This window comes from Salipiger sp. ABF4_146, from assembly GCF_056161345.1.
This window is the reverse complement of record NZ_JBSWYX010000002.1, coordinates 1-23,928: the sequence shown is the minus strand read 5'-3', so window position 1 is coordinate 23,928 and position 23,928 is coordinate 1. Positions and strand designations below refer to the sequence as shown.

The following is a 23,928-nucleotide window of genomic DNA, read 5'->3' as shown; positions in this document are numbered from 1 at the left end:
GATCAGGTCCTTTGCGGGCGCGGGGCGAAACCTGCGACGAGCGCGGGCAGCGAGGCGGCGCCCATGGTGACGCAGGCGGTGACGAGATACCCCCAGGCCAGCGCGGTCAGGCCGAAGGGGGCCATCACCGCCGTGTTGAGCAGCAGGGCGGCGGTGAGCAGGGCGGTGGCCCGCAGTTCCGCGCCGGTGCGCGCTTCGGCCCGCAGCCAGCCCGCGGCGCTGGACCAGAGGCTCATCGGGATCGCGGCGAGGCACAGGATGCTCACCACGTCGGCGATGCCCTCCCAGCCATCGCCGAACAGCATCGGCACGTAGACAGGGGCAAGCAGGGCCTGCAGGATCACCAGCGGCGAAATCACCGCGAGGCCGAGAACGATGCTCTGCCGCAGTGCCTCGGCCCGGTCGGGGGCGCGGCACAGATGCGGGAAGATCACTACGGACAGTGCGACCGAGAACGAGGAGGCAAGACCGAGCCCAGCGTTGAAGGCGAGGAAATAGAGACCCAGCATCTCCGGCCCCATGAGCAGACCGATGAGAAGCTTGTCGGCCTGCAGGCGCAGCGCCTTGACGATTTCGATGGCCAGAACCGTGGCACCGAAGCCGGTGAACTCCGATACGGCAGCGCCTTTGTGGGTGGAGGGTGCCCAAGGCCGCAGGCGGCGCATGCAGATCAGCCAGATCGGGGCCGCCAGCAGCCGCGGCAGCACCAGCGCTAGCGCGCCGGGCCAGAGCAGGGCCAGCAGGGCCGCCATGAGGTTGGCGCCGACCACCTGACCGCCCGCGATGGCGGCGGTCTGCTGCATCTTACCCTCGCGCATCGCCAGAGCGGCCTGCACCAGCCCGGCGGGCATGAAGAGATACTCCAGCGCCAGAAGCGCGATCAGACCCCCGAGCAGAGCGCTGCCTCCCAGCAGGACAAGACCGGCGGCGACGCTCAGCTGCAGCCCGCACAGCCCGCAGCACCACAGCAAGAAGATACGCCGCGCGGTGGTGCAGGTAGCCTCCAGCTGCTGTTCTGGCGCGGCGATGATCCTCTGGCCCACGCCGTTCTCGGTCAGCGCCTTGAGGATGTCCGCCGCCGCCAGCGCCGCGGCGGCGACCCCGATGGCCTCGGCCTGCATGGTGCGGGCCACGGCGATGACGACCAGCAAGCGCGAGGCTTTGGCCGCCACCTCGGAGGCACCATAGGACAGCAGGTTCCGGGCGAGCGGACCGCCGGACAGGGCGCGGAGGGGGCGTGGGGCAAACATCGGCGGGACCTCTGGTTTCTGGTCCTTGGAATTTGCCGCAAATGAGGCGTGCCCGTCGCCTGCGCCGCGGGACAGTTGCACGCTGCCCACGGACAGGCGTTAATCCGATGGGATATTCGGTTAACGCTGCCGGGACCGTGGATCCCTCTCTTGCGATTGCCTAACACTGAGACGGGCCTCACCGCCCCGACGTTTCGACGGAGAGTTCGCGTGTTCCAGCCAAGTCTTAAGGCCGCTTCGATTTTGGCGTTTTTGGCAGCCACCGGCTGTGCCAGTTTCGATCGTCCGGACAATCTTGCCCCGGTGGCAGAAGGGCTCGACTATCAGGCACAGTGGCGCGCACCGGAGGTCAGCCGCAGCAACGCCCAATACCTGCGTTCGCCAGCGATCAATGCACAGGCCTGCCGCGCCTACCTTGGTGGCGGCGATGGCAAGGGCAGTGGCCTTGCAGCGGCCGCGCTGCGTGGTGAACGGCTCACGCGGGGCGATCTTCTGGATATCCGGGTCGAGCAAGACGAAACCTTCAATGGATCCTATGAAGTGTCGCGCGACGGCACCGTTCGGCTGCCGTTTCTGGAGGCGCTCCCGGCTCAGGGGCGCACCGTCGACGAGATCGAGGACATGCTTGCCGCCGCCCTGCGCGCCGAGCAATTCTATGACGATCGCCCGCGCATCTCGGTCCGCGTGCTCGATCTGGCGTCGGTCAGCGTTGGCGTGTCCGGCGCGGTCTTCGAGCCGCATCAGGTCGAGATCGGCGGCGTTGGCGCCGACCAGCGCGACACCATCCGGATCAATGCCATGGGGGCCTCGACCGAGGCCCGCAACCTGTCGGCGGCGCTGCGCGCGGCGGGCGGGGTGCGCCCGGATGCGGATATCTCGGCGGTGGAACTGCGGCGCGGCGGACAGGTGTACAAGCTTGACATGCGGGGGGTCTTTGAAGGGCGCAATGTGGTCGATGTCATGCTGGTCACCGGCGACGAGGTCCGCGTGCCAAGCCGTCAGTGCTTTCAGGAAGACCTCATGCGACCCTCGCCGATCAGCCCGCCGGGCGTGTCGCTCTACCTGTCGAACCTGACGCAACCGGCCAGTGGCAATGCCGAGTCCGCGATCGGCCGCGAGGTGCGCGAGGTGCCATGGGGCACGCGCTACCTGCAGGCGGTGGTCGATACCAACTGTGTGGGCGGGCCGCGTGCCACCAGCGCCGACCGCTCGGCGGTGCTGTTCTCGCGCAACCCGCAGACCGGCGTGTCGGCTGTCATCGAGCGCAATATCGAGGATCTGCTGCGCCGCGCCGACCGCGACGACTATGATCCCTATCTGCTGCCCGGCGACTCGATCGCCTGCTACGACAGCACGGTGACCAATATCACCGAGGTGGCGCGCCTGCTGGGGATCATCGGGGTGGTGTCTTTCCTGCGCTGATCCCTTTGGACAAAAGATGCCAGAAGGCCCGCCGCTGGAAACGCGCCGGGCCTTTGGTCTTGGAGGTCACGCCGTCGAAGGCCCGCTGGGGGAACAGGGCCTCAGTATGCGCCGCGGCCCGAAAGCACGGTGCGGAAAGTCAGAAAGATGAGCATCAGGTCGAGCAGGGTGGAGCGGCTTGCGCCATAGGCGAGGTCCATGTCGATCATCTTCTCGAACGAAATGTCGGCGCGGCCAGAGACCTGCCACAGCCCGGTGATGCCCGGCTTCACCTTCAGCCGACCCAGCGCATGCCCGGGGTAGGCCGCGACCTCCTGCGGCAGGGCGGGGCGGGGCCCGACGAGCGACATCTCGCCCCGAAGCACGTTGAAGATCTGCGGCAACTCGTCGATCGAACTGCGCCGCAGCAGCCGCCCGATGCGTGTCACGCGCGGGTCGTTCTTCGACTTGAAGCACAGGCCCGCCCGGTCCGACTGCGCGAGCAAGGCCGCGCGGCGCGCCTCGGCGTCCATATACATCGAGCGGAACTTCAGCACCGAAAACGGCACACCGTCCTTGCCGACACGGGTTTGCCGGTAGAGCGCAGGACCGCGGCTGTCGAGCCGGATGGCCAGCGCGATCAGCAGCAGGATAGGGCCAAGCGCGACAGCCGCCAGACCGGCAAGCCCCAAGTCCAGCGCCCGCTTGCGCAGATCGGCGGCATCGACCGACCGCAGCGCATAGAGCGCAGCGCGGGCAAGGAAGGTGGCATTGCCGACAAGGTAGCGGCCTGCCATGCGCCGCGGCTCCATGGCAAGGCGCCACATCCATTCGCAGCGGGCCTTGCGCAGCGGTTCCGGGGCGCGGCGAACGTTTCCGGCAAGAAAGTCGAGCAGGGCACCGACCCCGAGATGGATACGCGGGGCGAGGCGCTGGGCGTTGCGCGCCAGCCAGAGATCCTGCCGTGGCACGCCCATGGCGACCAGAAGGATGTCTGCGCCCGAGGCATTGATCGCTGCGATGGCCTCCTCGTCGTCGGCGGCCCCGGCATAGCCGTCGCGGGTGCCCACCACCCGAAGCCCGGGGATATCATGGCACAGCCGCGCCGCGGCGCGCTCTGCCGTTCCGGGGGTGCCGCCGAAGAGAAAGACCGACAGGCCGCGCTCGCACGCTGTGCGCAGGAGGGCCGGGACAAAGTCCGTACCGTTGAGATTCGCCGCCAGCTTTTGGCCGCGCATACGGGTGGCGAGATCGACGCCGATGCCGTCGGGCAGCACCATGTCGGCGCGGCGCAGGGCGTCCGCGTAATGCGGATCGCCCGCCATCACATTGGCACAATGGGCGTTCATGAAGGCGATGGTCCGACGACCGGGCGAGAGCGCGGCATCGAGCGCGGCGCCCGGCGTGGCATCAATCACCGGCACGCCCAGAACCCTCTGGCGCTGCAGGCCTGTGGTGCCCTTGATCGGGCAGTGAACGGCCCCGACATGGGGCAGCGCGAACTCTGTCTGTGCTGTGTGTTTCATCGGGGTCCTCCCTCGGGCAAAAACTTGGTTCAGCGAAACTTGCCGAGACGGAGGTGCGCTTCAACGGAGCGTCGGGAGACCGGCGCGCGCCTGAAAGATGGAAAGCCATCTGCGCGGATCTAAATCCAATCCCTCGGGATAGGGGGACTGTTCTGGTGGATCGAGAGTCACATTTTTGACAACCTAAGCGTGCTTTTGCGCTATCTTGTCGTGCGGTGGAGGGGCCGTTGAGAGGCTAGGGAGAACCCATGCGCATGCTGATTGCCGACGATCATGACCTGCTGCGAGATACGCTGGTGATGTTTTTTGAAACCGCCAGCGACATTACCGTGGTCACCGCCGCAAGCTTTGGCGAGGCTGAAAGGATGATCGACCGAGATGGCCCTTTCGATCTGGTGGTGCTGGATTTCAACATGCCGCAGATGGCCGGGTTGAGCGGGCTCGAAACCCTGCTCAAGCGGCCCGATGCACCGCGCGTTGCGCTGATCTCGGGCGAGGCACGCCGCGAGGTGGCGGAAAAGGCACTGGCACTGGGCGCGTCCGGTTTCATTCCCAAAACGCTGACCGCGCGCAGCCTTGTCAACGCCGTGCGGTTCATGGCGATGGGCGAGGTCTATGCGCCGATCGAGTTTCTCAACGGGCCCGAGGCGAGGGCGGATCACCCGCTGGCCGAAAAGCTGTCGAAACGCGAGCGGCAGGTGGCCAAAGGGCTGACAGAAGGCAAGTCGAACAAGCAGATCGCCCGTGATCTCGATCTGCAGGAGCCCACGATCAAGCTGCACATGAAAACGCTCTACCGCAAGATCGGGGCCACCAACCGCACGCAGGCGGCGCTGATCGCGCGCGAGGTCGGGCTGGCCTGATCTTCACCGGAACCGGGGGCGCGACGGCGATCCCTTCGGATAGCCCATCGATGCCTTCAGCCAGCCGCTTTCTCCCTCTCGGCCCGGTGCTATCCGGGCGCGAAAGCGACCGCGGGGGCTGGCCCGCGTAGAGTGTCGGGCAAAGGAGATCGCCCATGTCCGACACGACCGCCAATGGCACGGCCCGCCGTTCCGCCCCGATCCCGGGGATCCTGCGCACGCCGCCGCGCGAGCTGTCCTTGGGGCGGCTCTTCGGCGGCGGACGGCCCGGCGACATCGTGCGTCTGCCGCGGTACCTGATCCTCGGCACGCTTGGCGCGATCGCGATCTGGGGGCCAATCACCACCTATCTGAAGAAGGCACCGCTCAGCTTCAGTTCGGAAATGTCCCTGATCCTGCCGGGGTCTGGCGCGGCGGCCTCGGTGAATCTGGCGGAGATCGGTCAGGCCTCGTCCTTTGCCAACTCCGCCTTCGCCTCGAACTCGATCAGCCCGACGGAAACCTACAAGCGCTTGCTCAGCGCCGACCGTATTCTTGACGCCGCCGCCAGATCGCTTGGCGAGGACATGCGCGAGATCGGGCGGCCCAAGGTCGAACTGGTGGACCAGACCGGCCTCATCCGCGTGCAGATGAAGGGCGCCACGCCCGAGGCCGCCCGCGCCCGGACCGAGGCGGTGCGCCAAGCGTTCTTTTCCGAGGTGGATGCGCTGCGCCATGACGAGTTGTCGGTGCGCGAGACCGGCGCGCTCGCCGCGATCGAGGATTACCGGGGTTCGGTGGCCGACACGCGGGCGACCATCGCCTCGCTGCAGAGCGAAACAGGACTGGTGTCGCCCGCGCAATACGAGCGGCTTGTCGCGGCGACGGATGTGCTGCGCACCGAGGTTGCCGGGCTCGCCTCGGAGCTTGCGCAGAAGCAGGAGGCGGTCTCGTCCCTGTCGCGCAGCCTCGGGATCGCGCCGGATCAGGCGGCGGTGAGCATCAAGCTTTACGCCGATGCCGATTACGTTGCGCTGCTCGACGAGATTGCCCTGCATACGGCCGCGCTTGCAGAGGCCCGTTCGCGTTTCGGCGCGCGCCACCCCGACGTCACTGCCGCGCAGGATGCTCTGCGCTCGGCGCAGGCCATGGCCCGAAGCCGCGCCGTGGCGTTGACCGGCCTTGCACCTGATGCCGTGGCCGCGCTCGATCTGGCGCAGCCGGGGGCCCGCGCCGAACTTCTGGCCGAACTGGTGCGCGAAGACGCCGCGCGCCGCGGGCTGCGCTCGGAGCATGACGCGATGGCAGCACGTCTTGAGACAGAGGCCGCGCATCTTGCCGCGCTGGCGCCGGTCGCCGCACGTCTCGAGGACATGCAGCGCGATTTTTCCGTGGCCGAAGCGGTTTTCGCCTCGGCCATCGCGCGCTCGCAGTCGAGCAAGGCAGACATCTATGCCTCCTATCCGCTGGTACAGGTTCTGGAAAATCCCTCGCTGCCCGATCGCCCGAGTTCGCCCAACCGCAAGCTTGCGCTCGCGGCGGGGGGGGCGGCGACGATGATGCTGCTCTTCGGCCTGTTCCTTGCGTGGATCCGGCGTCCGCTGATCGGCCGCATCCTTGCCCGGCCCATGGGCGCGCCATGACAGGGCGGGCGCGCCCCGAGGGTCTGACCCTGCCCGAAGCGCTGGCGTGGCGGGCCATGGTGATGACATGGGTGTTCTACGCGCTCGGAGCGCTTTACGTCGTCGGGCCAGTGCTGGGCTGGGTGTTTGCCGGGCTGGCGGCACTGGCGCTCTACCTCGGGCCCGCGATCCGCGCCGATCTGCGCGCGACCGGCCCGGTGCCGGGGCTTGTCTGGCTCTGGATGGCGGGGATGCTGGTGATGCTGATCGCGCTTTGGGGCGGGCATCTGGGCTGGGGGCTTGGCCTCAAGCAGACGATCAAGTCCTCAATCGGCTGGGCCAAGGGCTGGGCGCTGGTGGCGTTGTTCATCTTTGCCGGCGCGGTGCTGCCGATCCGGCGCGAGGTGCTGATCCGCGGCCAATGCGCCATCGGGTTCTGGACGCTCGCCCTGTCGCCTCTGCTGCTTGCGGCGCCCTATATCGGACTGCCGGAGCGCATCTTCACCTCGCCGCTGAAGGCCATAGGTGGGCCGGGTCCGGAGTATTTCTCGGTCTATTTCTTCACCTATGATCCCGCCTCCTGGACGCCGCGCTGGCAGTTCTATCTGCCGTGGTCGCCCTTTGCCGCGCTACTGGGCGTGGTGATGGTGCTCTTCGCGCTTGAGGAAAAGCACCGGGGCTGGCGCGGCGCGGGCATCGGCGCCGGGGTGCTGATGATCCTCGCGTCGAAATCGCGCATGGGGCTCGTCGGTCTGGTTGCCTGCACGGTCGGACCCCGCATGCTGCCGTTGGTGCTGCGCAGCGCCGCGTGGCTGGCGCTGTCGGGGGTGACCGCCTCGCTTGCGGTGCTGGGCAGTTGGCTGCTTGCCAGCGCGCAGGCGGGGGTCGCCGCCTTCAAGGGCGCGCGCGCCGACAGCACGCGGGTGCGCGAGACCCTGCAGCGCATCGCCTTCGAGCGCTGGCGCGAAGAGGCGCCTTGGTTCGGCCATGGCACCGTGCAGCCGGGGCCGCATCTGGTGGAATACATGCCCATCGGAAGTCACCACACGTGGTATGGGTTGCTCTTTGTGAAGGGGCTGGTGGGCTTCGGTGCGCTGCTGGTGCCGCTGCTGGCGCATATCGCGGTGACGCTGGTGGACGCCGCGCGCCATCCACGCGGACGCCTGCCGCTGGGCATCCTGATGACGCTGGTGCTGCTGTCCTTTGGCGAGAACCTCGAGATCGAGGCGTATATGTTCTGGCCCGCCTTGCTGCTGCTGGGAGTGCATCTGCGCGAGATGGCGGGGACTGCCGATGCGCGAGAGGCGGACGGCCCGCAGCGCGCCTAGCGGGCAGTGTCATCGCTGAAAGCCGTCGGGCTTCACCGCGGCGCGGTTAGACGACTGACCCCGCCAATGGACTCGACGTTCGTAGACGCGATTGCCGGGGGCAAGGCCAGCACGGTGCAGATTGCGGGCGCGGGAAGACTGCGGCTCCCCGATCTGCCTAGACCTTAATGCGCACACCACCTCGGGGCGCCCTCACGGGATTGTGGCCAGAGGTGCGGTCCGCGTCGGGCCGGGACGGTTTGGGAAAATAGCTTTCCGGGCTAGCCTCAAGGCGCGCCGGCGATCATGCCGGTGACGGTTGAGCTTGTCTGTCAGGAGGTTTCTTATGACCCACGTCCTGCATAACCGTAGAAAATTGCTCGTTGCCGGTGGCGCTTTGCTGGTCAGCGGCGTCTCGGGGCTGCGCGTTCCGGCGCGGGCGCAGGCGTTGACGCCGACGCGCTCCATGCGCGGCGGGTCCAACAACTACCGCCCCGGCGCGCCGCTGGTCGAGCGGATCGGCAGCGGCGGGTTCTGGATGACCGGCACCGTGCGCCGCGCCGGTGACGGCGCCCCGCTGGCGGGTCAGCGTATCCAGATCTGGGCGCACACCACCGAAGGGCACGAGCGCGACCCGCAAAGCCACGGCGCGACGCTCACCGACGCGCAGGGGGTGTTCCGGCTGGAAATGCCGCAGATCGTTCCGGCCTTCGGCCAGCCGCATGGCCATCTGGCCTATGACAGCGGTGCCTTCGAGACGGTGTTTCTGCGCCCGGTGATGACCAGCGCGCGCGACACCAGCCTTGAGGCGCATTTCGTTCTGCAGCCGGTGTGACGCTTTGGCGTTGAACACCGGCGGACGCGCGCGGTCGGCGCTGATCTGGGGCGCGTTGGCCCTGCTTATCGCGGTGCCCATCCTTGCGGCGGCGGCGAGCCCGCTGCTGGCGTGGCGCCAGCCGGTCTATATCGCTGCGGGCTTTGCCGGGATCGCCGCTATGGCGCTGTTGCTGCTGCAGCCGCTGCTTGCGCTCGGCGCTTTGCCCGGCCTGCAGGGCAGAAGGGGGCGGCGGGTGCATCTGTGGACTGGCGCGGCGCTGGCGCTGCTGGTGGCGCTTCACGTTGCGGGGCTTTGGCTCACCAGCCCGCCAGATGTCGTCGATGCGCTGCTCTTTGCGTCGCCGACGCCGTTCTCGGCATGGGGCGTGGTGGCGATGTGGGCGGTCTTCGCCGCAGCCGCGCTGGCACTGCGCCGCAGACGTGGCCGCGGCTGGCGCCTGTGCCACCGAGCGCTTGCCGCGCTGATCGTGATCTGCACCGTGGTGCATGCGCTGCTGATCGAGGGCACGATGGAGCCGCTGTCGAAAGCCATGCTGTGCGCCGGGGTGCTGCTGGCGACGCTGGCGGGGGTGCTGCGGGTGCGTCGCTCATTTCTGCGGCGCCGCAGCGCGTAGCGGGGCGCTGCGCGATGCGTGCACAGCGCCCGCACTGCAAACCGCACTGTGGAATGGCTGACACGGCTGACGTGCCGCGATGCCCCCCGCGGGCGCACCCGGCATCTCGGCGATCCATGCCCTGACGCGGGGCCCGCCTGCTGATTTTCGCAATCCTCCTGAACGGTTTTCCGTGGGAAGCTGGGACCGTCCAGCACGGGAGGCCTCATGCAACGCAGCGTTCTCATCCTCGGCGCCTCGGGTCATTCCGGCAGCGCCTTCGCACGCGCTTTCGCCGACGACGGCTGGGAGGTCCGGCGCTTTCGCCGCGGCGACGATCCGGCGCGCGCGGCGCAGGGGGCGGCGCTGATCGTCAACGCGATGAACCCGCCCAACTACCACGATTGGGCGCGGCAGATCCCGAAGATCACCGAACTGGCGATGCGCGCCGCGCGCGCCAGCGGAGCGCGGGTGCTTGTTCCCGGAAACGTCTATGTCTTTGGCCAGCAGCCCGCACCATGGTCCGCCGAAACGCCGCATCGGCCCTGCAGCCGCAAGGGGCGGGTGCGGGCCGAGATGGAGGCCGCGTGGCGCGGCTCTGGTCTGCCGGTGACGATCCTGCGGGCGGGGGATTTCATTGACGGCGCGAAACCGGGGCTGATGATGGGACGGGTGATGCTCAAGCATCTGGATCGCGGGCGGATCACGGCGCTCGGGCCACCGGAGGTGCCGCGGGCCTACGCCTATCTGCCCGATCTTGCCCGCGCTGCGGCGGCGCTGTCACGCAGGGATGACCTGCCGGTCTTTGCGGATATTCCCTTCCCGGGGCATTGCTTCAGCCTGACGCAGATGGCCGAGGAGATCACCCGGCAAACCGGGCAAGACCTGCGCATCGCGCGCTTTCCATGGGGGGCGCTGCGGCTAGCCGCGCCGGTCTGGGAGCTTGCGCGGGAGCTTGGCGAGATGCGCTATCTGTTTGCGCATCCGCATTGGCTGGACGGGTCTGCGTTCGAGGCGGCGCTGCCGGGGTTCGAGCGGACAAGCTTTGCCGATGTCCTCGCCGGCCATTTGCCCGCCAAAGTGTGAGCCCCCGCGCTGCTGGTGATGGTGGCGCGGAGGCCGACACGTCACGCGGCGCCGTTCAGCATTTCCTCTACCAGCCGCTGCACCTGCAGCGCTTCGCGCGGGGTGGCGAGCCGGTGCGGCTGTCCGGCGACGCAAAGCAACAGATCGTCCAGTTGCGCCCGTAGCGCCACGGCGCGCGGGTCCGCAGGGCTTGGCGCCACCGGGATGAACGCCTCGCCGACAGAGACGGCTTCATCCGAGAAATTCGACACCCGGTGGCTGGCCGTGCTGCCTTTCACGGTGAACTCCTGCCGGTCCTCCTGCGCGCCGCCGACGCTGGCGAGGATCGACACGGGCAGGCCATCGGCATTCTGCAGACGCGCCAGCAACGCGGTTTCGCACAGCGCCGGATCGTCGGGGTAGCTCGGATGCGCCCAGACCACCGACAGCGGCCCCAAGATGCGCTGGCTGAAGAACAGGAAGTGCGACAGCACCTCACGGGTCATGCCGCCCTCGTCGCGGAAGCGCAGCCAGTCCGCCGCCCGCTGCCATGCGCGCGGCCACGCAGCATAGGTGACAACCATATCGACCCCGACCAGATCGCCCATCTTGCCCGTCTGCGCCGCGCCCGAGATGTTGCTCAGCGCCTCGCCCGCGGCCTGAGTGAAGTTCACCGCGGCGGGCACGCCGCTTGCCTCGAGCCGTGCCACAAGGTCCTCGCTCGCGGCCACGTCGACGCCAAGCGGCTTTTCAAGGAAGACAGCCTTGCCCGCAGAGGCCGCCGCCAGTGCATAGGCCATGCGCGGCACCGGCGGGCAGGCGAGATAAATCAGATCGGCGGCGGCAATGGCCGCTTCGGGGGTGTCGCTGATCGGAACCTCTGGGGCCATCTGCTGCGCCGCCGCGCAGGCCTCGGCGGAGGGATCCCACATCGCGGTGACGCTGTAGCCCTCGTGCAGTTGCATGTGCTCCAGCATCCGCCGTCCCATGATGCCCAGACCGATGATTGCCGTCGTCACTGCCATGTCCGTTCCTCTTCCTGCCTCTGGCTGCCTGCCGCGTTGCCCGGGGCCGCGGCGCCCTTACCTCGCACGCGGGCACGGCGGCGGGTAGGGGAAAACGTCGCATGACCACGCGTCTGCCGCTGCCAAGCGGCTCGGCAAGCACCGGAGGAGGCGGGATATTCTAGGACTTCGGGTCCTCGTCCGCCGGCTCACCGCCATGGGTGTACTTGCGGCCAAAGGCGGTGAACGCGCCGCGCAGCCCGCGTCCGGCGCGGCCTGCTTCCTGTCTCACGCCGCTGGTCTTGCCCTCGATGCGCAGGCGGTTGCGCTGGGTGTCGAGCGCCGGGCCGAGCAGGCTTTCGATGCGGGCGCGCAGGCGGTCGACGTTCCAGTCCGGCTCGGTCAGCACCACGGGGATGGTGTGGGCGGTGACGCGGGCATCGGCGATATCGGTCTGCACCGCTGTGACCACATCGGTCACGCGGCGCATGGCGTCGCCGTCGAGATGCCCCTCGGGCACCGGCCAAGCGTCGAGCAATTCGTCGATGCAGGAGATGGCGACGACAACGGGCGGCATCCGCCGCCGCGGATCGGCCGAGACGAGGCTGCGCAACTCGGCGATTGTGCTGCGGTCGATCTCGCGGGCGGGGCGGTTGGCGCGCACGGTCCAGACGATCAGGTCGGCGCGGGCAAGCTCTGCGGCGACCTTGCTGGCCAGTTTGGCAGAGCCGTCGAGACCGGGCATGTCGAGCATCATGCTTTCCACCCCGTCGAATTCGGTGGGGTAGGTGCGGGCCTCGTCGGTGGTGGGGATCACATCGACCTCTGCCAGATCGCTGCCGATGAGCGCATTGATCAGGCTCGATTTGCCGGCGCTGATCTGCCCGGCCACGGCGATGCGCAGAGGCATGTCGCTGGCCGCCAGCCGCGCGCGGTCAAGCTCGCTGGAGGCAAGGCCGAGATCGAGCAGTTCGGAGTCGGAGAATTTCAGGCGCCCGGAATAAAGTTCCACCGCAGCCGCCGCCACCTCTTCGAGCAGCAGCGCCTGCAGGATCGCCGTGCCCTCGCTGGTGACGAAGGACGAATGCCCCTCGGCGATGACCCCCTCGATCTCGCGTAGGATGGCGGTGGGCAGCGATTTCACCGCGCGGATCACCCGCCACGCGTTCCAACCGTGCTTTTTCACCTTCATCGCCACGTCGCGCCGGTCCCACAGCCACAGCAGCGTGCCCACCGAGATACTGTCCGAGAAGGGCACCTTGTCGCGGATGTCGGAACGCAGCCGCACCGCCACGCGGTCAATCAGCAGCAGCGCCTCGGGCACGGTGAAATCCAGCACCCCCCGGTCGCCCTTGCCAGAGGCCGCGGCGACACGCTCGACCACCTCTTGCGCGACCGGCTGCAGCGCATCCCATGGCAGCGCGGCTTTGGTCTGCTGGGCGACGAACTGCTGCGCCGATTTGAAGGCTTCGATCTCGCGGTCGGACCACGATGGGTCGATCCGTGCGTGCAACTGGTCGGGGCGGGGCGTGTCCTCGGCCCCCTTGGAGCGGAGCCAGATGCGGATCAGACGGATCAGCGCCACCAGCCCGCCCAGAGAGATCGAGCCGACGATGAACTCGATCAGCCAGCCGTGTTCGATCATCCACGCAAAGCCCGCGATCATCGCGGCGACGAAGGGCAGGGCCAGCGCCGCCACCGCGGCGAAGCGGTCCCAGCGCAGCAGGGCGGGGCGCAGGCGCTCAGTCAGCTTCATCCGAAGACCTCTTGAACGCGCGCTGGTAGACCTTGCGCAGCTCCTCTTCGCTGGGCGGGCTGTCCTGCGCGGTGCGGTAGAGGAAATAGGCCGCCGCGCGTCCGAGCGCATAGGTCGTGGCGAAGCTGATCGCGCCGGCGGTGGCCGCGCCCACGGTCTGTCCGTAGACCGGGATCAGCTTGGCCAGTTCGCGCAGGCCGAAGTTCGCGGCGTAGCGCGCGCCAACGCTCAGCCCCATGGTGCTGAGAAAGGCGGCGGCGATCTTGCGGTCCCATTTGATGCCGTAGCGCAGGCCCAGTTCGTGCAGCATCTTCATCTGCGTGACCGGCACGGCGACCATGCCCACCACCGGGGCGATGTCGCTGGTCAGCGCCACCCCGGCGTAGGACAGCACGCAGCGCTTGTGCTTCTGGAACTCCAGTTGCTCGGCATCGCTGGCGCGGGTCTTTTCAAGCAGCAGCCCGGCGGCGGGCAGAGCGTCGAGCAGGTGCTGGCGCAGCGCGTCGAGGCCTTCGGTGTCGGTGGCTTCGTCCGGTGCCAGCGACAGGCTGACCCGCGGCATCTCGTGCCGGGCGGCGCGGCTCATCTGCGCGGCGATGGTACGCTCGGCGCGCTCGCGGGCCTCTGGCTCGGGGATCAGATCCTTGCCGGTCAGCACCAGGATGGCGCGCATGTCCTTGTCGTGCGCGGCGATGTCGCGCAGCGCGTCGGCCACCTCGCCCTGCACCGGATCATCGAGGCGGCACAGCACCAGCAGCACATGGCTGGCATCTCGGCAGGCTTCCAGATCATCGGCGGGATCATAGCCTGCCTCACCAAGCCCGCGGGTGTCGAGAAAACGCACCAGCGGCTGGTCGGGCGGGAAGTCGTAGCTGTGGGCCGAGCGGGTGCAGGGCTGGAAGCCATTGCCGATCTCGGCATCGGTCTGCTCGGTCAGGGCGCAGACCAGCGAGGATTTCCCCGCGCCGGTCTTGCCCAGCAGCCAGACCACGGGCAGCACCCGGTCGTCGGTCTGGTCGCCTGTCTTGCCTGTCGCGCGCCTGAGAATCTTGTTCAGCATCTTCCGTCCGTTCCGCGGCTCGCTTTGTGTGCCACTGGAGAAGGTTCCGCCAAAACGCCGCGCGGTTCAACATGGCGCGTCGGCGATGGCATCGCAGGCCTGCCGACCGCAACCTCTGTGGTCCCGGCTTGCGCGCCGCGTGGGCGCGGTGCCTATCTCCCGGCAGAGAACATAGACCGCGACGCGCGCAGGCAAATCCGCCGTGCGCGATGGTTTTGCCTATGCGGCGCGGCGTGACCATACGGCAGCCCCGCGCGCCAAGCCCAAGAAACTCTTGAGACGATTGGCATCCCCGGTAATTCTACCCTCGGGAGAACGAGGGAGGACCCCATGAAACTCAGAGCCGCGACGCTGGCGCTGCTGGCCAGTGCGTCTTACAGTTATGCCGATCAAACGCCCGAGGACTGCAGCGCGCTGCGCGACACGGTGTTTCCGGGCGGATATGTCACCTCGGCACGGGTGCTCAGCCCCGAGGGGCTGCCGCAGTACTGCGAGGTGCGCGCCACCGCGCTGCCTGCCATCTCGATTGAGGTGCGGCTGCCGATGTCGGGTTGGAACGGCAAGTTCTATCAGGCTGGCTGCGGTGGCTTTTGTGGCATTCTGGGCCGCGCGGATGGCGGCGAGTCGTGGGTGAACGCCATGCGCCCGGGGCTGGAGCGCGGCTATGCCACCGCCACCTCTGACAGCGGCCACCATGCGCTTTCCGTCACCGATGCCGCTTGGGCGCAGGGCAATCCGAACGCCGAACGCGACTGGGGCTGGCGCTCGATCGGTGAGACCAACCGCGTCGCGCAGGCGATGATCGACGCCTTTTATGGTGCGCCATCGAGCCAAGCGATCTTTCAGGGCTGCTCCACCGGCGGGCGCATGGCGCATGTGGCGGCGCAGCGCTATCCCGAAATGTTCGACGGCATCATCTCGGGCGCCCCGGCGATGGATTACCCGGGCCTTGTCGGCACGGCAATGAGTTGGGTCATTCAGGCCAACACCGCAGCGGACGGCAGCCAGATTCTCGGCCCCGACGAGGCGACGACGATCGGTGAGGCGGTGATGCAGCAATGCGACGGGGCCGATGGCGCCGAAGACGGGCTGATCGCCGATCCGCGCGCCTGCGAGGTGGATTATTCCGGCCTCGGACTGACCGAGCCGCAACTGGAGACATTGGCGAAATGGCGGCAGGGTCCGCGTGACGCATCGGGCGAACAGCTCTATCCCGGCGGCATCCCGGAAGGCTCCGAGCCGTTCTGGTGGCTGTGGCTCACTGGCAATGCCGAAGGCGCGGGCAAGCTGGTTTCGGGCTTTGCTGGCGGCTTCACCCGCTACATGGCCTTTGCCGAAGATCCGGGGGCCGCGTATTCCCCGCTTGATTTCGATATCGAGACGGACCCGGCCCGCATGGCGCGTGCCGCCTCGGTCTACAATGGCGACAGCCCGGACATGTCGGCCTTCCGCGAGGCGGGCGGCAAGATGATCGTCTACCACGGCTGGGCCGATGCCATCGTGACCCCCTACAAGACCGTCGAATGGTACGCGGCGGCGTCGGAGGCCGCGGGCGGCGAGACGACGCTGGCCGAGAACGTCAAGCTCTTCATGGTGCCGGGGCTGGATCATTGCGGCATTCTGCCCGGGCCGGACGGGGTGAACTGGGCCTCGCTCGACCCGATGACCCCGCTCGAAGCATGGCTCAACGACGGCACCGCGCCGAGCACGATCATGGCCGAGACGGCAGAGTGATTTGATGGGCTGCCCGCCGTGGCCGCGTCAGGCGGGCAGCCTATTTGAAACGGCCTGTAGCTAGTCTCCTGCGAGCAGGAAATTGGCCCGCGTGCGGTCAGGTGTGGCGAGGGTTTCGGCCTCGTCCTTCAGCGCCACGCCCGACAGGCCCCGACGCCGCGCCTCGTCCATCAGGTAGAGCAGCTTGTGCGCCGCTTCGGCATAGCTCAGTCCCGCGGCGCGGATGTTGGACACGCAGTTGCGGCTTTCGTCGGTCATGCCGACGCAGGGCGCGTAGGTCAGATACGCGCCAAGGCTGTCGGGTGAGCTTAGCCCCGGGCGTTCGCCGATCAGCACCAGCACCATGCGCGCGCCGAGCGCCGCGCCGATCTCATCGCCGATGGCCACACGGGCCTGCCGCACCAGTGCGACGGGACCGAGCGTCCAGCCGCGGCGGTCGATCTCGGGCTTCAAAACCTGCAGCAGCGGCGCGGCATTGTTGGTCAGCGCGCTGCCCGAAAGCCCGTCACCCAGCACGATAGCCAGATCGCATTCGCCGCCTTCGGGCAGCCGGGCGCGGGCATCGCGAGACAGGCGGCGCCCATAGTCAGGACGCTGCAGGTAGATCGCGCGGGAGTTTGCCGCGCTCTCCAGCTCCAGCGTCTGCAGCCCCAGCGGCGCAAGTTCCTTGGCCAGCGCCGCGCGGTCGAGGTCAAGATGCACCGCCTTGCGGGCGCGGGCGTGGGCCAGTTGAAACTCGAGGTGTGGCGCGGTCGGCAGGCTGGTGCCGGCGCGGCCAAGGGCAATGCGGGCCGGGGTGAGCGCGCGCAACGCTTCCCATGGCGTGCGGGTGATGGATTTCTCGCTCATGCCGCGCCCCTTTCGATGGCACGGGCAAAGCCGGCGGGCAGGCGGTCGGTCAGATGCCCCGCCTCGAACAGCCCGGTGGTGTGCAGCCAGTCCTCGAACTCTGGCGCCGGGGAAAGGTCCAGCGCTTTGCGCAGGTAATGCGCGTCGTGGAACGAGGTGGTCTGGTAGTTCAGCATCACGTCATCCGAGCCGGGAATGCCCATGATGAAGGTGATGCCGGCAACACCCAGCATGGTCAGGATGTTGTCCATATCGTTCTGATCGGCTTCGGCGTGGTTGGTGTAGCAGATGTCGCAGCCCATCGGCAGTCCGAGCAATTTGCCGCAGAAGTGATCCTCGAGCGCGGCGCGCAGGATCTGCCGCCCGTCGTAGAGATACTCGGGCCCAATGAAGCCGACGACCGTGTTGACCAACAGCGGCTTGCACATGCGGGCGACGGCGTAGGTGCGGGCCTCCAGCGTCTGCTGGTCGACACCGTGATGGGCGTTGGCCGATAGCGCCGAACCCTGACCGGTCTCGAGATACATCACGTTCTCGCCCACGGTCCCCCGCTTCAGCGACAGCGCTGCCTCGCGCCCTTCGCGCAGCAGCGCGAGGTCGATGCCGAAGCTGCGGTTGGCCGCTTCGGTGCCCGCGACGGACTGGAACACCAGATCGACCGGTGTGCCACGGCGGATCAGTTCGATCGAGTTGGTGACATGGGTGAGCACGCAGCTTTGCGTCGGAATGTCGTGGCGGGCGATCACCTCGTCGAGCATGCGCAGCAGCCGGTCGGCGGCAGCAAGACTGTCCGAGGCCGGGTTGATGCCGATCACGGCGTCGCCATTGCCGAACATTAGCCCATCGAGGATCGAGGCGGCGATCCCTGCGGGATCGTCGGTGGGGTGGTTTGGCTGCAGCCGGGTCGAGAGCCGCCCGGGCAGGCCGATGGTGTTGCGGAAAGCCGTCTTCACCGGCACCTTGCGGGCGATCAGCACGAGGTCCTGATTGCGGCAGATCTTGCTGACCGCGGCGACCATCTCGGGCGTAAGTCCCGGCGTCAGGGCCTGCAGCGCGTCGGGGGTGGCAAGGTCCGACAGCAGCCAATCGCGAAAGCCGCCGACGGTCAGCGCCGCCACCGGGCGAAAGGCGCGGGCATCGTGGCCGTCGAGGATCAGCCGGGTCACCTCGTCGCTCTCATAGGGCACCACTGCTTCGCTGAGGAAGGTGGCCAGCGGCAGATCGGCCAGCGCCATCTGGGCTGCGGCACGAACCTCGTCGTCGGCGGCGGCAATGCCGGCCAGCGCATCGCCCGAGCGCGCAGGAGTGGCCTTGGCCATGAGGTCGGCGAGGCTGTCGAAGCGATGCACCTCACCGGCGATCGTATGAGAGAAACGGGGCATGCACCCTCCTTTGTCTGTCTGTCCGGCCGATCCCGCTGGGAGGCCGGGCAGGGGTTACACTGGCGACCACATTGCCGCCGTGGGAGCGGCGGCGCGGGGCCGTCGAGGGCGGCGCGTGACCTGCGCGCCGCGGCGACATCTGGGGTGGCTCAAGCAGGGGCAGGGCTGTCTGACTATCCGATTTTGGCAAACTTGCCGGCGTTGCCGGACTGCAGGGGGCATTGCTTGCGCGGTGCGCCCGTTTCCGCGGCATTTGCGGCATTTTCAGGCAAGATCGAGGTGTGACGGGGCCGCGGCGCGCGGCACCCGTTGCGGCCCGGCGGTCCCTCGGTTAGCGCCGCGTAACGCGGCGCCAAGACCCCGCGTATGTTCTTCTGATCCGCGCACCCACTGCCTTATGGTCCCAAGCCCCACACCTCCGCATCCGGCCAGTGCCCGCCTTCGCCAGACCTCGGACATTGACGAGCAATCGGCGCTGCTGCCGGGCTGGAACCAGAACTACAGCCAACTCTCGGGCGGGGCCTTTCGCGGCGCGCTGGTGGAGGCGCACCTGCCACGCGCATATTTCTTCCGCGAGGTGACCAGCCATTCGCTGCTGCAGGTCGGTCACCTGAGCGAAGAGATGGTGGCGGTGGGCGTGCCGCTCGGCATGCGCGGCCCGGCGCGTTTCTGCGGCGCGCGGTGCGGCGGCAAGCAGGTGCATCTTTTCTCGGGGCGCGACGGGTTCGAATTTTACACGCCCGAGGGGCTCGACATCGCGGTGGCGGTGATCCCGCGCAGCCTGCTGCTGAGCGGTCTCGGGGAGGCGGCGGCGGCACGGATCAAGGCCCGGCTGGGGCGGGCTCGGCTGCTGAGCGTGGGGGCTGAAGCGTTTGCCGGGCTGCGGCACTTCTTTGCAGAGACCTTGATCAGCGACACCGCGCTTGCTGCGGGGGTGTCGTCGGATAGGCCGGTGTCAGACGGGCAGGTGGCGGCGTTGACCGGCGATCTCGCGCAGCAGCTGCGCAGTTGCCTGTTGTCCGAAGCGCCCACCGGAACCATGCAGCCCGAGGGCGAGCGCGCGGCAACGGCGGCGCGGCGGATGTCTGTGATATCGGAGGTGCGCGACGCGGTAGATGGTGCCGACCCCGAGGAAGTGCTCAACATCGACCTGCTGTGCCGGCGCATCGGCATCAGCCGGCGCACCTTGCAATACGCGTTTGAGCAGGAACTGGGCCTGCGGCCGGTCGCTTATATGCGCGCGCTGCGTCTCAACAAGGCGCGACGGATGATCCGGCAGGGCGCTGCTGTGACGGAGGCGGCAACCGCCTCCGGCTTCTGGCACTTCGGGCGGTTCTCACGCGATTACCGGACGCTGTTCGGCGAATTGCCGTCGTCGACCCTGCGAGGCAAGGCCGGGGATGGGTGAGGCGGCGCGCCCGGCTTAGTCGGGGGACCCGCAGGCGGCGGGCAGGGCGATGCCGCAGGCCTTGGCATCGCCGCCGCAGCAGTCTTCAAGCAGGAACTGCACCAGCGCATCCACCGAGCGAAAGTTCGGGGCGTAGAGGATTTCCTTCTGCCTGCGGGTGGCGTTGACCAGCCCCGCACGCTTGAGGATCGCCAGATGCCCAGAAAGGGTTGACGGCTTGGCATTCAGGCGTCGCGCAATCTCCAGCGCGGGCACACCTTCCGGGCCTTCGCGCACCAGCAGCCGGAAGGCCGCGAGCCGGGTTTCATGCGCGAGCGCGGCAAAGGCGTCGATGGCGTCATCCTGCTTCATGTTTCGTCAATGCCCGAAATGACGAAGCTTGACAAGCGGCGGGCGGCTACGTACCCCGATATTCAATTCGGGTATTTCCGAAATGAAGGCTAAGACTGCCTACGCGAAACCTAAAGTGTCATCTGCGCTGGACAGACCACGCAGGGCGCCCGCGCCGCGCGACACGGATCAAAGAAAGCTGAGACATGAGCGACACAACAGTCCCAGAGCACGAACCCATGGGCCGCTTCGAACGCCTGCTGTCTCTCTGGGTGGCGCTGGCCATGGTGGGGGGCATCGTCCTTGGTCTTCTGGCGCCGGGGTTGGTGCAGGCCATCGCCGGGGCCGAGGTTGCCTCGATCAACCTCGTGGTCGCGGTGCTGATCTGGGCGATGGTCTATCCGATGATGGTGGGTGTTGATTTCGGCGCGGTCGCCGGGGTCGCGCGTCAGCCCAAGGGCTTGCTGGTGACGCTGGTGGTGAACTGGCTGGTCAAGCCCTTCACCATGGCGCTGCTGGCGGTGCTTTTCTTCGAGCATATCTTTGCGCCGTGGATCGCCCCCGAGGACGCCGCGCAATATATCGCCGGGCTGATCCTGCTGGGGGCGGCCCCCTGCACGGCAATGGTCTTTGTCTGGTCGCAGCTGACGCGCGGTGACGCCACATACACACTGGTGCAGGTCTCGGTGAATGATCTGATCATGGTGGTGGCGTTTGCGCCCATCGTCGCCTTCCTGCTTGGGGTGACCGAGATTGCCGTGCCGTGGAACACGCTGGTTCTGGCCACGGTGCTTTACGTGCTGCTGCCGTTGCTGGCCGGGCTTGCAACGCGGAGGCTGCTGGGCTCGCAGGCGGCAATCGACGCGTTCACCGCGAAGATCAAGCCGCTCTCGATGATCGGCCTCATTGCCACGGTCGCCATCCTCTTTGGCCTGCAGGGCGAGGTGATCCTCGCCAAGCCGCTGGTGATCGCGCTGATCGCCGTGCCGATCCTGATCCAGAGCTACGGTATCTTCGCGCTGGCCTATGGCGCGGCCTATGCCCTCAAGGTGCCGCACCGCATCGCCGCACCCTGCGCGATGATCGGCACCTCGAACTTCTTCGAGCTTGCGGTGGCCGTGGCGATCAGCCTCTTCGGCCTCAACTCCGGCGCGGCGCTTGCCACCGTGGTCGGCGTGCTGGTCGAAGTGCCGGTGATGCTCTCGCTTGTGGCCTTCGCCAATCGCACCCGCGCACGCTTTCCGCAGGCGCACTGACGATGACCAAGGAGACCGCCATGCCCGACACGCCCAACCTCTCCGCCGAGTGCTTTCAACCGATCGACCCGGAGGCGCTGTTCCCCGCGGCGCGCAGTACGCACAAGCCACGCATCCTCATCCTCTACGGTTCGCTGCGCGAGCGCAGTTTCTCGCGCTTTGCCGCAGAGGACGCCGGGCGTATCCTCGAAACCTTCGGTGCCGAAGTGCGCATCTATGACCCGCGCGATCTGCCGCAGACCGACACCACCGGGCCGGACCATCCCAAGGTCGCCGAACTGCGCGATCTGGTGACGTGGTGCGAGGGCATGGTCTGGTCTTCGCCCGAGCGGCACGGCTCGATGACCTCGGTGATGAAGAGCCAGATCGACTGGATCCCGCTCTCGCTCGGCTCGGTGCGCCCGACGCAGGGCAAGACGCTGGCGGTGATGCAGGTCTGCGGTGGCTCGCAATCGTTCAACACGGTGAACCAGCTGCGCATTCTGGGGCGCTGGATGCGGCTGCTGACCATTCCCAACCAATCCTCGGTGGCCAAGGCGTGGGACGAGTTTGACGAGGCAGGGCGGATGAAGCCCTCGCCCTATTACAACCGCATCGTCGATGTGATGGAGGAGTTGGTGAAATTCACCTGGCTGACCCGCGACATCAAAGAGCACCTCGTCGACCGCTACTCGGAACGGGTGGAAAGCCATGCCGAACTGTCGAAGCGGGTGAACCAGTCGAAGGCTGCGGCGTCGGAGTGAGTGGAGGCGTGCAGCAAGCGGGCCAGAGATGCCGGGCGTTGGCGGACGTATGAGCCCAGAGAAGGGCGGTCGCATCGAGGGCGGGCTGAGCCGGGTCGCGGATGGCATCGACCGGGCGTGGCGCGTGCTCGGGCTCGACCCGCATGGCTACGCGCAGCGCCGACCAGAGCGCGCCGAGCGGCTGGCGATCTGGCTCTTGGGTGTGGGCGCGACGGTGGGCTATGGCGCGCTCTACTACATCTTCGCAGCGCTGCTGCTGGCATGGGAGAGGGCACAGCCGTTTGGTCCGGAGGTCGGCAAGGGCTGGTTCACGCTTGCCTTCATGTGCGCCACGCTGACCGGCGCGGCGGTTTCGCCCTTTGCCGGGCGCATGGTGGATCAGGGCCGGGGCCGCTGGCTGCTGAGCGGCGGCATGGCGCTGGGGGCGCTGTCGTTGCTTCTGCTGGCTTCGGCACAGAGCTACTGGGTCTTTGTGCTTGCATGGCTCGGGCTGGGCGTGGCCGAAGGCTGTTGCCTCTACGAGCCGTGCTTTTCCTTTGTCACGCGCACCACCCATGAGAGGGCACGCAGCAACATCACCCGGATCACGCTGGTGGCGGGGTTTGCCTCGACACTGGCCTATCCTTCGGGTGCCTTTTTGGCCGAAGCCCTTGGCTGGCGCGGCGCGGTGCTGTGTTTTGCCGGGGTCGTGCTGCTGATCGGGCTGCCGGCGATGTTCGCCGGCGCGACGATGCTGGAATGTTGCCCCGAAGGCAGTCGCACGCCGGAACGACGGGCCGAGGATCGCGCGGCCTTTGTCGCGGCCCGTGCGCGACCCGAGTTCTGGCTGATCCTCGTCGCCTTCTCGCTGATCGGTCTGGCCTATGCGCTGGTGCTGACCCACATCATGCCGATCCTGACGGGCCGAGGTCTCAGCCTTGGGCAGGCGGTGCTAGCGGCCTCGATGTTCGGACCGATGCAGGTGCTGGGGCGACTGGCGCTGATGCTGGCGGGGCACAGGGCGTCGGGGCTGAAGGTGGCAGCGAACTCATTTGCGGGGATCGCCTGCGCCATCGTGGTGCTGCTGTTCATCGTGCCCGCGGCGCCCTTGGCGGGCTTTGCCTTTGCGCTGCTTTTCGGGGCCAGCTTCGGCCTTGTCAGCATCCTCAAGCCGGTGGTCATGGCCGAGGTGCTGGGCCGCCGCGCCTTCGGAATGATCGCGGGGTTCATGGCGGTGCCGTTCCTGATCGTCGCCTCGGTGTCACCGCAGGCGGGCGCCGTGCTGTGGCGTCTGGGCGGTTATGATCTGGCCCTGTGCGTGGCCTTGGCTGCAGCGATTCTCGCGCTGACGGTTCTGCTGGTGCTGATCCACCGCCTGCGCGCGGGGGGATGACGCGGCTCAGGCCACCGGTTCGAGCCCGCTGGCGAACGGACGGTGAGCCTGTCCCGGAGGCGAGAGTTGACCGATCCCAGGCACGCGGTGCTGTCGATCACCCGGCAATGCGCGTTGATCGGGATCAGCCGGTCAGCGTGGTATGGGCCAGGCAGGACTGAGACACCGCTGAACCTGGCGCTGATGAAGCTGATCGATGCGCAGTTCATGGAGACGCCGTTCTACGGCAGCTGTCAGATGGCGAGGCACCTGCGCAATCAGGGCTACTGCGTCGGGCGCAAGCGCATCCGGCGGCTGATGGCGAGGATGGGCCTGCGCGCTGTCTATCAGCGGCCGCGCACGACGGTGCCTCCCCGGAGCACCGCAAGTATCACTCGCCGTCGCCCATAGGGCTCGAACTGATGGCGCCTCTCGGGCGACTGCTTGAACCAATGGCGCACATGGCTCGTCTCCTCAGAGATTTGGTGATCGAGCGCCCGAAACAGGCCTGGTGCGCGGACATCACTCGGAGTAATTGATCCCCCGCGCTCTCTGGCGGTTCTCTGGAACCACGGAAGAGGAGAGTGGAAATGGAACGATACTATGTCGGAC

Annotated in this window: 20 protein-coding genes and 1 pseudogene; 13 read left to right on the top strand and 8 right to left on the bottom strand. The window is 67.7% G+C overall.

Going from position 1 to position 23,928, the window contains the following annotated elements; genetic code table 11:
- Positions 1-2: 2 nt before the first annotated feature.
- Positions 3-1,250 (bottom strand): oligosaccharide flippase family protein, encoded by a 1,248-nt coding sequence (locus tag ACXAJT_RS02880; protein WP_475232826.1) that lies wholly within the window; start codon positions 1,248-1,250, stop codon positions 3-5.
- A gap of 210 nt (positions 1,251-1,460) precedes the next feature.
- Here ACXAJT_RS02880 and ACXAJT_RS02875 point away from each other — a divergent pair, with 210 nt between their 5' ends.
- The gene (locus tag ACXAJT_RS02875; protein WP_475232824.1) at positions 1,461-2,672 is read left to right on the top strand and encodes a polysaccharide biosynthesis/export family protein; all 1,212 of its coding nucleotides are present in this window, start codon (positions 1,461-1,463) and stop codon (positions 2,670-2,672) included.
- Between the two features lie 101 nt (positions 2,673-2,773).
- On the opposite strand, the gene ACXAJT_RS02870 is transcribed toward ACXAJT_RS02875, so the two are convergent.
- Complete coding sequence (locus tag ACXAJT_RS02870; protein ID WP_475232822.1) at positions 2,774-4,177, bottom strand: WecB/TagA/CpsF family glycosyltransferase; 1,404 nt, start codon at positions 4,175-4,177, stop codon at positions 2,774-2,776.
- Between the two features lie 248 nt (positions 4,178-4,425).
- Here ACXAJT_RS02870 and ACXAJT_RS02865 point away from each other — a divergent pair, with 248 nt between their 5' ends.
- From ACXAJT_RS02865 to ACXAJT_RS02840, 6 genes are all read left to right on the top strand, one after another.
- Entirely contained in the window at positions 4,426-5,040 is a 615-nt protein-coding gene (locus ACXAJT_RS02865; protein ID WP_475232820.1) for a response regulator transcription factor, read from the top strand.
- A gap of 155 nt (positions 5,041-5,195) precedes the next feature.
- The gene (locus tag ACXAJT_RS02860) at positions 5,196-6,662 is read left to right on the top strand and encodes a GumC domain-containing protein (RefSeq protein WP_475232818.1); all 1,467 of its coding nucleotides are present in this window, start codon (positions 5,196-5,198) and stop codon (positions 6,660-6,662) included.
- Positions 6,659-7,969, top strand: a complete 1,311-nt coding sequence (locus ACXAJT_RS02855) for an O-antigen ligase family protein (protein WP_475232815.1) — start codon at positions 6,659-6,661, stop codon at positions 7,967-7,969. The genes ACXAJT_RS02860 and ACXAJT_RS02855 overlap by 4 nt, the downstream gene beginning before the upstream one ends.
- Positions 7,970-8,294: 325 nt before the next feature.
- Positions 8,295-8,783 (top strand): twin-arginine translocation pathway signal, encoded by a 489-nt coding sequence (locus ACXAJT_RS02850; RefSeq protein WP_475232813.1) that lies wholly within the window; start codon positions 8,295-8,297, stop codon positions 8,781-8,783.
- Positions 8,784-8,787: 4 nt separating this feature from the next.
- A complete protein-coding gene (locus ACXAJT_RS02845) occupies positions 8,788-9,399 on the top strand; it encodes a ferric reductase-like transmembrane domain-containing protein (RefSeq protein WP_475232811.1) in 612 nt (203 codons plus the stop codon).
- A 207-nt stretch (positions 9,400-9,606) separates the two neighbouring features.
- Positions 9,607-10,464 (top strand): Rossmann-fold NAD(P)-binding domain-containing protein, encoded by an 858-nt coding sequence (locus tag ACXAJT_RS02840; RefSeq protein ID WP_475232809.1) that lies wholly within the window; start codon positions 9,607-9,609, stop codon positions 10,462-10,464.
- Positions 10,465-10,505: 41 nt separating this feature from the next.
- On the opposite strand, the gene ACXAJT_RS02835 is transcribed toward ACXAJT_RS02840, so the two are convergent.
- The 3 genes from ACXAJT_RS02835 to ACXAJT_RS02825 form a co-directional block, all read right to left on the bottom strand.
- Positions 10,506-11,468 (bottom strand): Gfo/Idh/MocA family protein, encoded by a 963-nt coding sequence (locus ACXAJT_RS02835; protein ID WP_475232807.1) that lies wholly within the window; start codon positions 11,466-11,468, stop codon positions 10,506-10,508.
- 160 nt (positions 11,469-11,628) lie between these two features.
- Positions 11,629-13,203: a GTPase family protein gene (locus ACXAJT_RS02830; RefSeq protein ID WP_475232805.1), complete on the bottom strand. Its 1,575-nt coding sequence runs from the start codon at positions 13,201-13,203 to the stop codon at positions 11,629-11,631.
- Positions 13,190-14,263: a YcjF family protein gene (locus ACXAJT_RS02825; protein WP_475232803.1), complete on the bottom strand. Its 1,074-nt coding sequence runs from the start codon at positions 14,261-14,263 to the stop codon at positions 13,190-13,192. The genes ACXAJT_RS02830 and ACXAJT_RS02825 overlap by 14 nt, the downstream gene beginning before the upstream one ends.
- 330 nt (positions 14,264-14,593) lie before the next feature.
- On the opposite strand from ACXAJT_RS02825, the gene ACXAJT_RS02820 reads away from it, so the two are divergent.
- Positions 14,594-15,997, top strand: a complete 1,404-nt coding sequence (locus ACXAJT_RS02820) for a tannase/feruloyl esterase family alpha/beta hydrolase (RefSeq protein ID WP_475232801.1) — start codon at positions 14,594-14,596, stop codon at positions 15,995-15,997.
- A 60-nt stretch (positions 15,998-16,057) separates the two neighbouring features.
- Here the strand turns inward: ACXAJT_RS02820 and eutC are convergent, their stop codons facing one another.
- Both eutC and ACXAJT_RS02810 read right to left on the bottom strand, forming a co-directional pair.
- Positions 16,058-16,846 (bottom strand): ethanolamine ammonia-lyase subunit EutC, encoded by a 789-nt coding sequence (eutC, locus tag ACXAJT_RS02815; protein WP_475232799.1) that lies wholly within the window; start codon positions 16,844-16,846, stop codon positions 16,058-16,060.
- The gene (locus ACXAJT_RS02810; protein ID WP_475232797.1) at positions 16,843-18,228 is read right to left on the bottom strand and encodes an ethanolamine ammonia-lyase subunit EutB; all 1,386 of its coding nucleotides are present in this window, start codon (positions 18,226-18,228) and stop codon (positions 16,843-16,845) included. The genes eutC and ACXAJT_RS02810 overlap by 4 nt, the downstream gene beginning before the upstream one ends.
- Before the next feature lie 397 nt (positions 18,229-18,625).
- On the opposite strand from ACXAJT_RS02810, the gene ACXAJT_RS02805 reads away from it, so the two are divergent.
- The gene (locus ACXAJT_RS02805) at positions 18,626-19,636 is read left to right on the top strand and encodes a helix-turn-helix domain-containing protein (RefSeq protein ID WP_475232795.1); all 1,011 of its coding nucleotides are present in this window, start codon (positions 18,626-18,628) and stop codon (positions 19,634-19,636) included.
- A 15-nt stretch (positions 19,637-19,651) separates the two neighbouring features.
- On the opposite strand, the gene ACXAJT_RS02800 is transcribed toward ACXAJT_RS02805, so the two are convergent.
- Positions 19,652-19,987 carry an ArsR/SmtB family transcription factor gene (locus ACXAJT_RS02800; RefSeq protein ID WP_475232793.1) on the bottom strand — a complete coding sequence of 112 codons (336 nt, stop codon included), beginning with the start codon at positions 19,985-19,987 and terminating at the stop codon, positions 19,652-19,654.
- Positions 19,988-20,172: 185 nt separating this feature from the next.
- Here ACXAJT_RS02800 and arsB point away from each other — a divergent pair, with 185 nt between their 5' ends.
- The 4 genes and pseudogenes from arsB to ACXAJT_RS02780 form a co-directional block, all read left to right on the top strand.
- The gene (gene arsB, locus ACXAJT_RS02795) at positions 20,173-21,222 is read left to right on the top strand and encodes an ACR3 family arsenite efflux transporter (RefSeq protein WP_475232790.1); all 1,050 of its coding nucleotides are present in this window, start codon (positions 20,173-20,175) and stop codon (positions 21,220-21,222) included.
- Positions 21,223-21,242: 20 nt separating this feature from the next.
- Positions 21,243-21,965, top strand: a complete 723-nt coding sequence (gene arsH / locus ACXAJT_RS02790; RefSeq protein ID WP_475233559.1) for an arsenical resistance protein ArsH — start codon at positions 21,243-21,245, stop codon at positions 21,963-21,965.
- A 49-nt stretch (positions 21,966-22,014) separates the two neighbouring features.
- On the top strand, positions 22,015-23,337 hold the full coding sequence (locus tag ACXAJT_RS02785) for an MFS transporter (RefSeq protein ID WP_475232788.1): 1,323 nt from the start codon (positions 22,015-22,017) through the stop codon (positions 23,335-23,337).
- 45 nt (positions 23,338-23,382) lie between these two features.
- Positions 23,383-23,703: pseudogene (locus ACXAJT_RS02780) on the top strand (IS3 family transposase); the annotation flags it as partial.
- Positions 23,704-23,928: the final 225 nt, after the last annotated feature.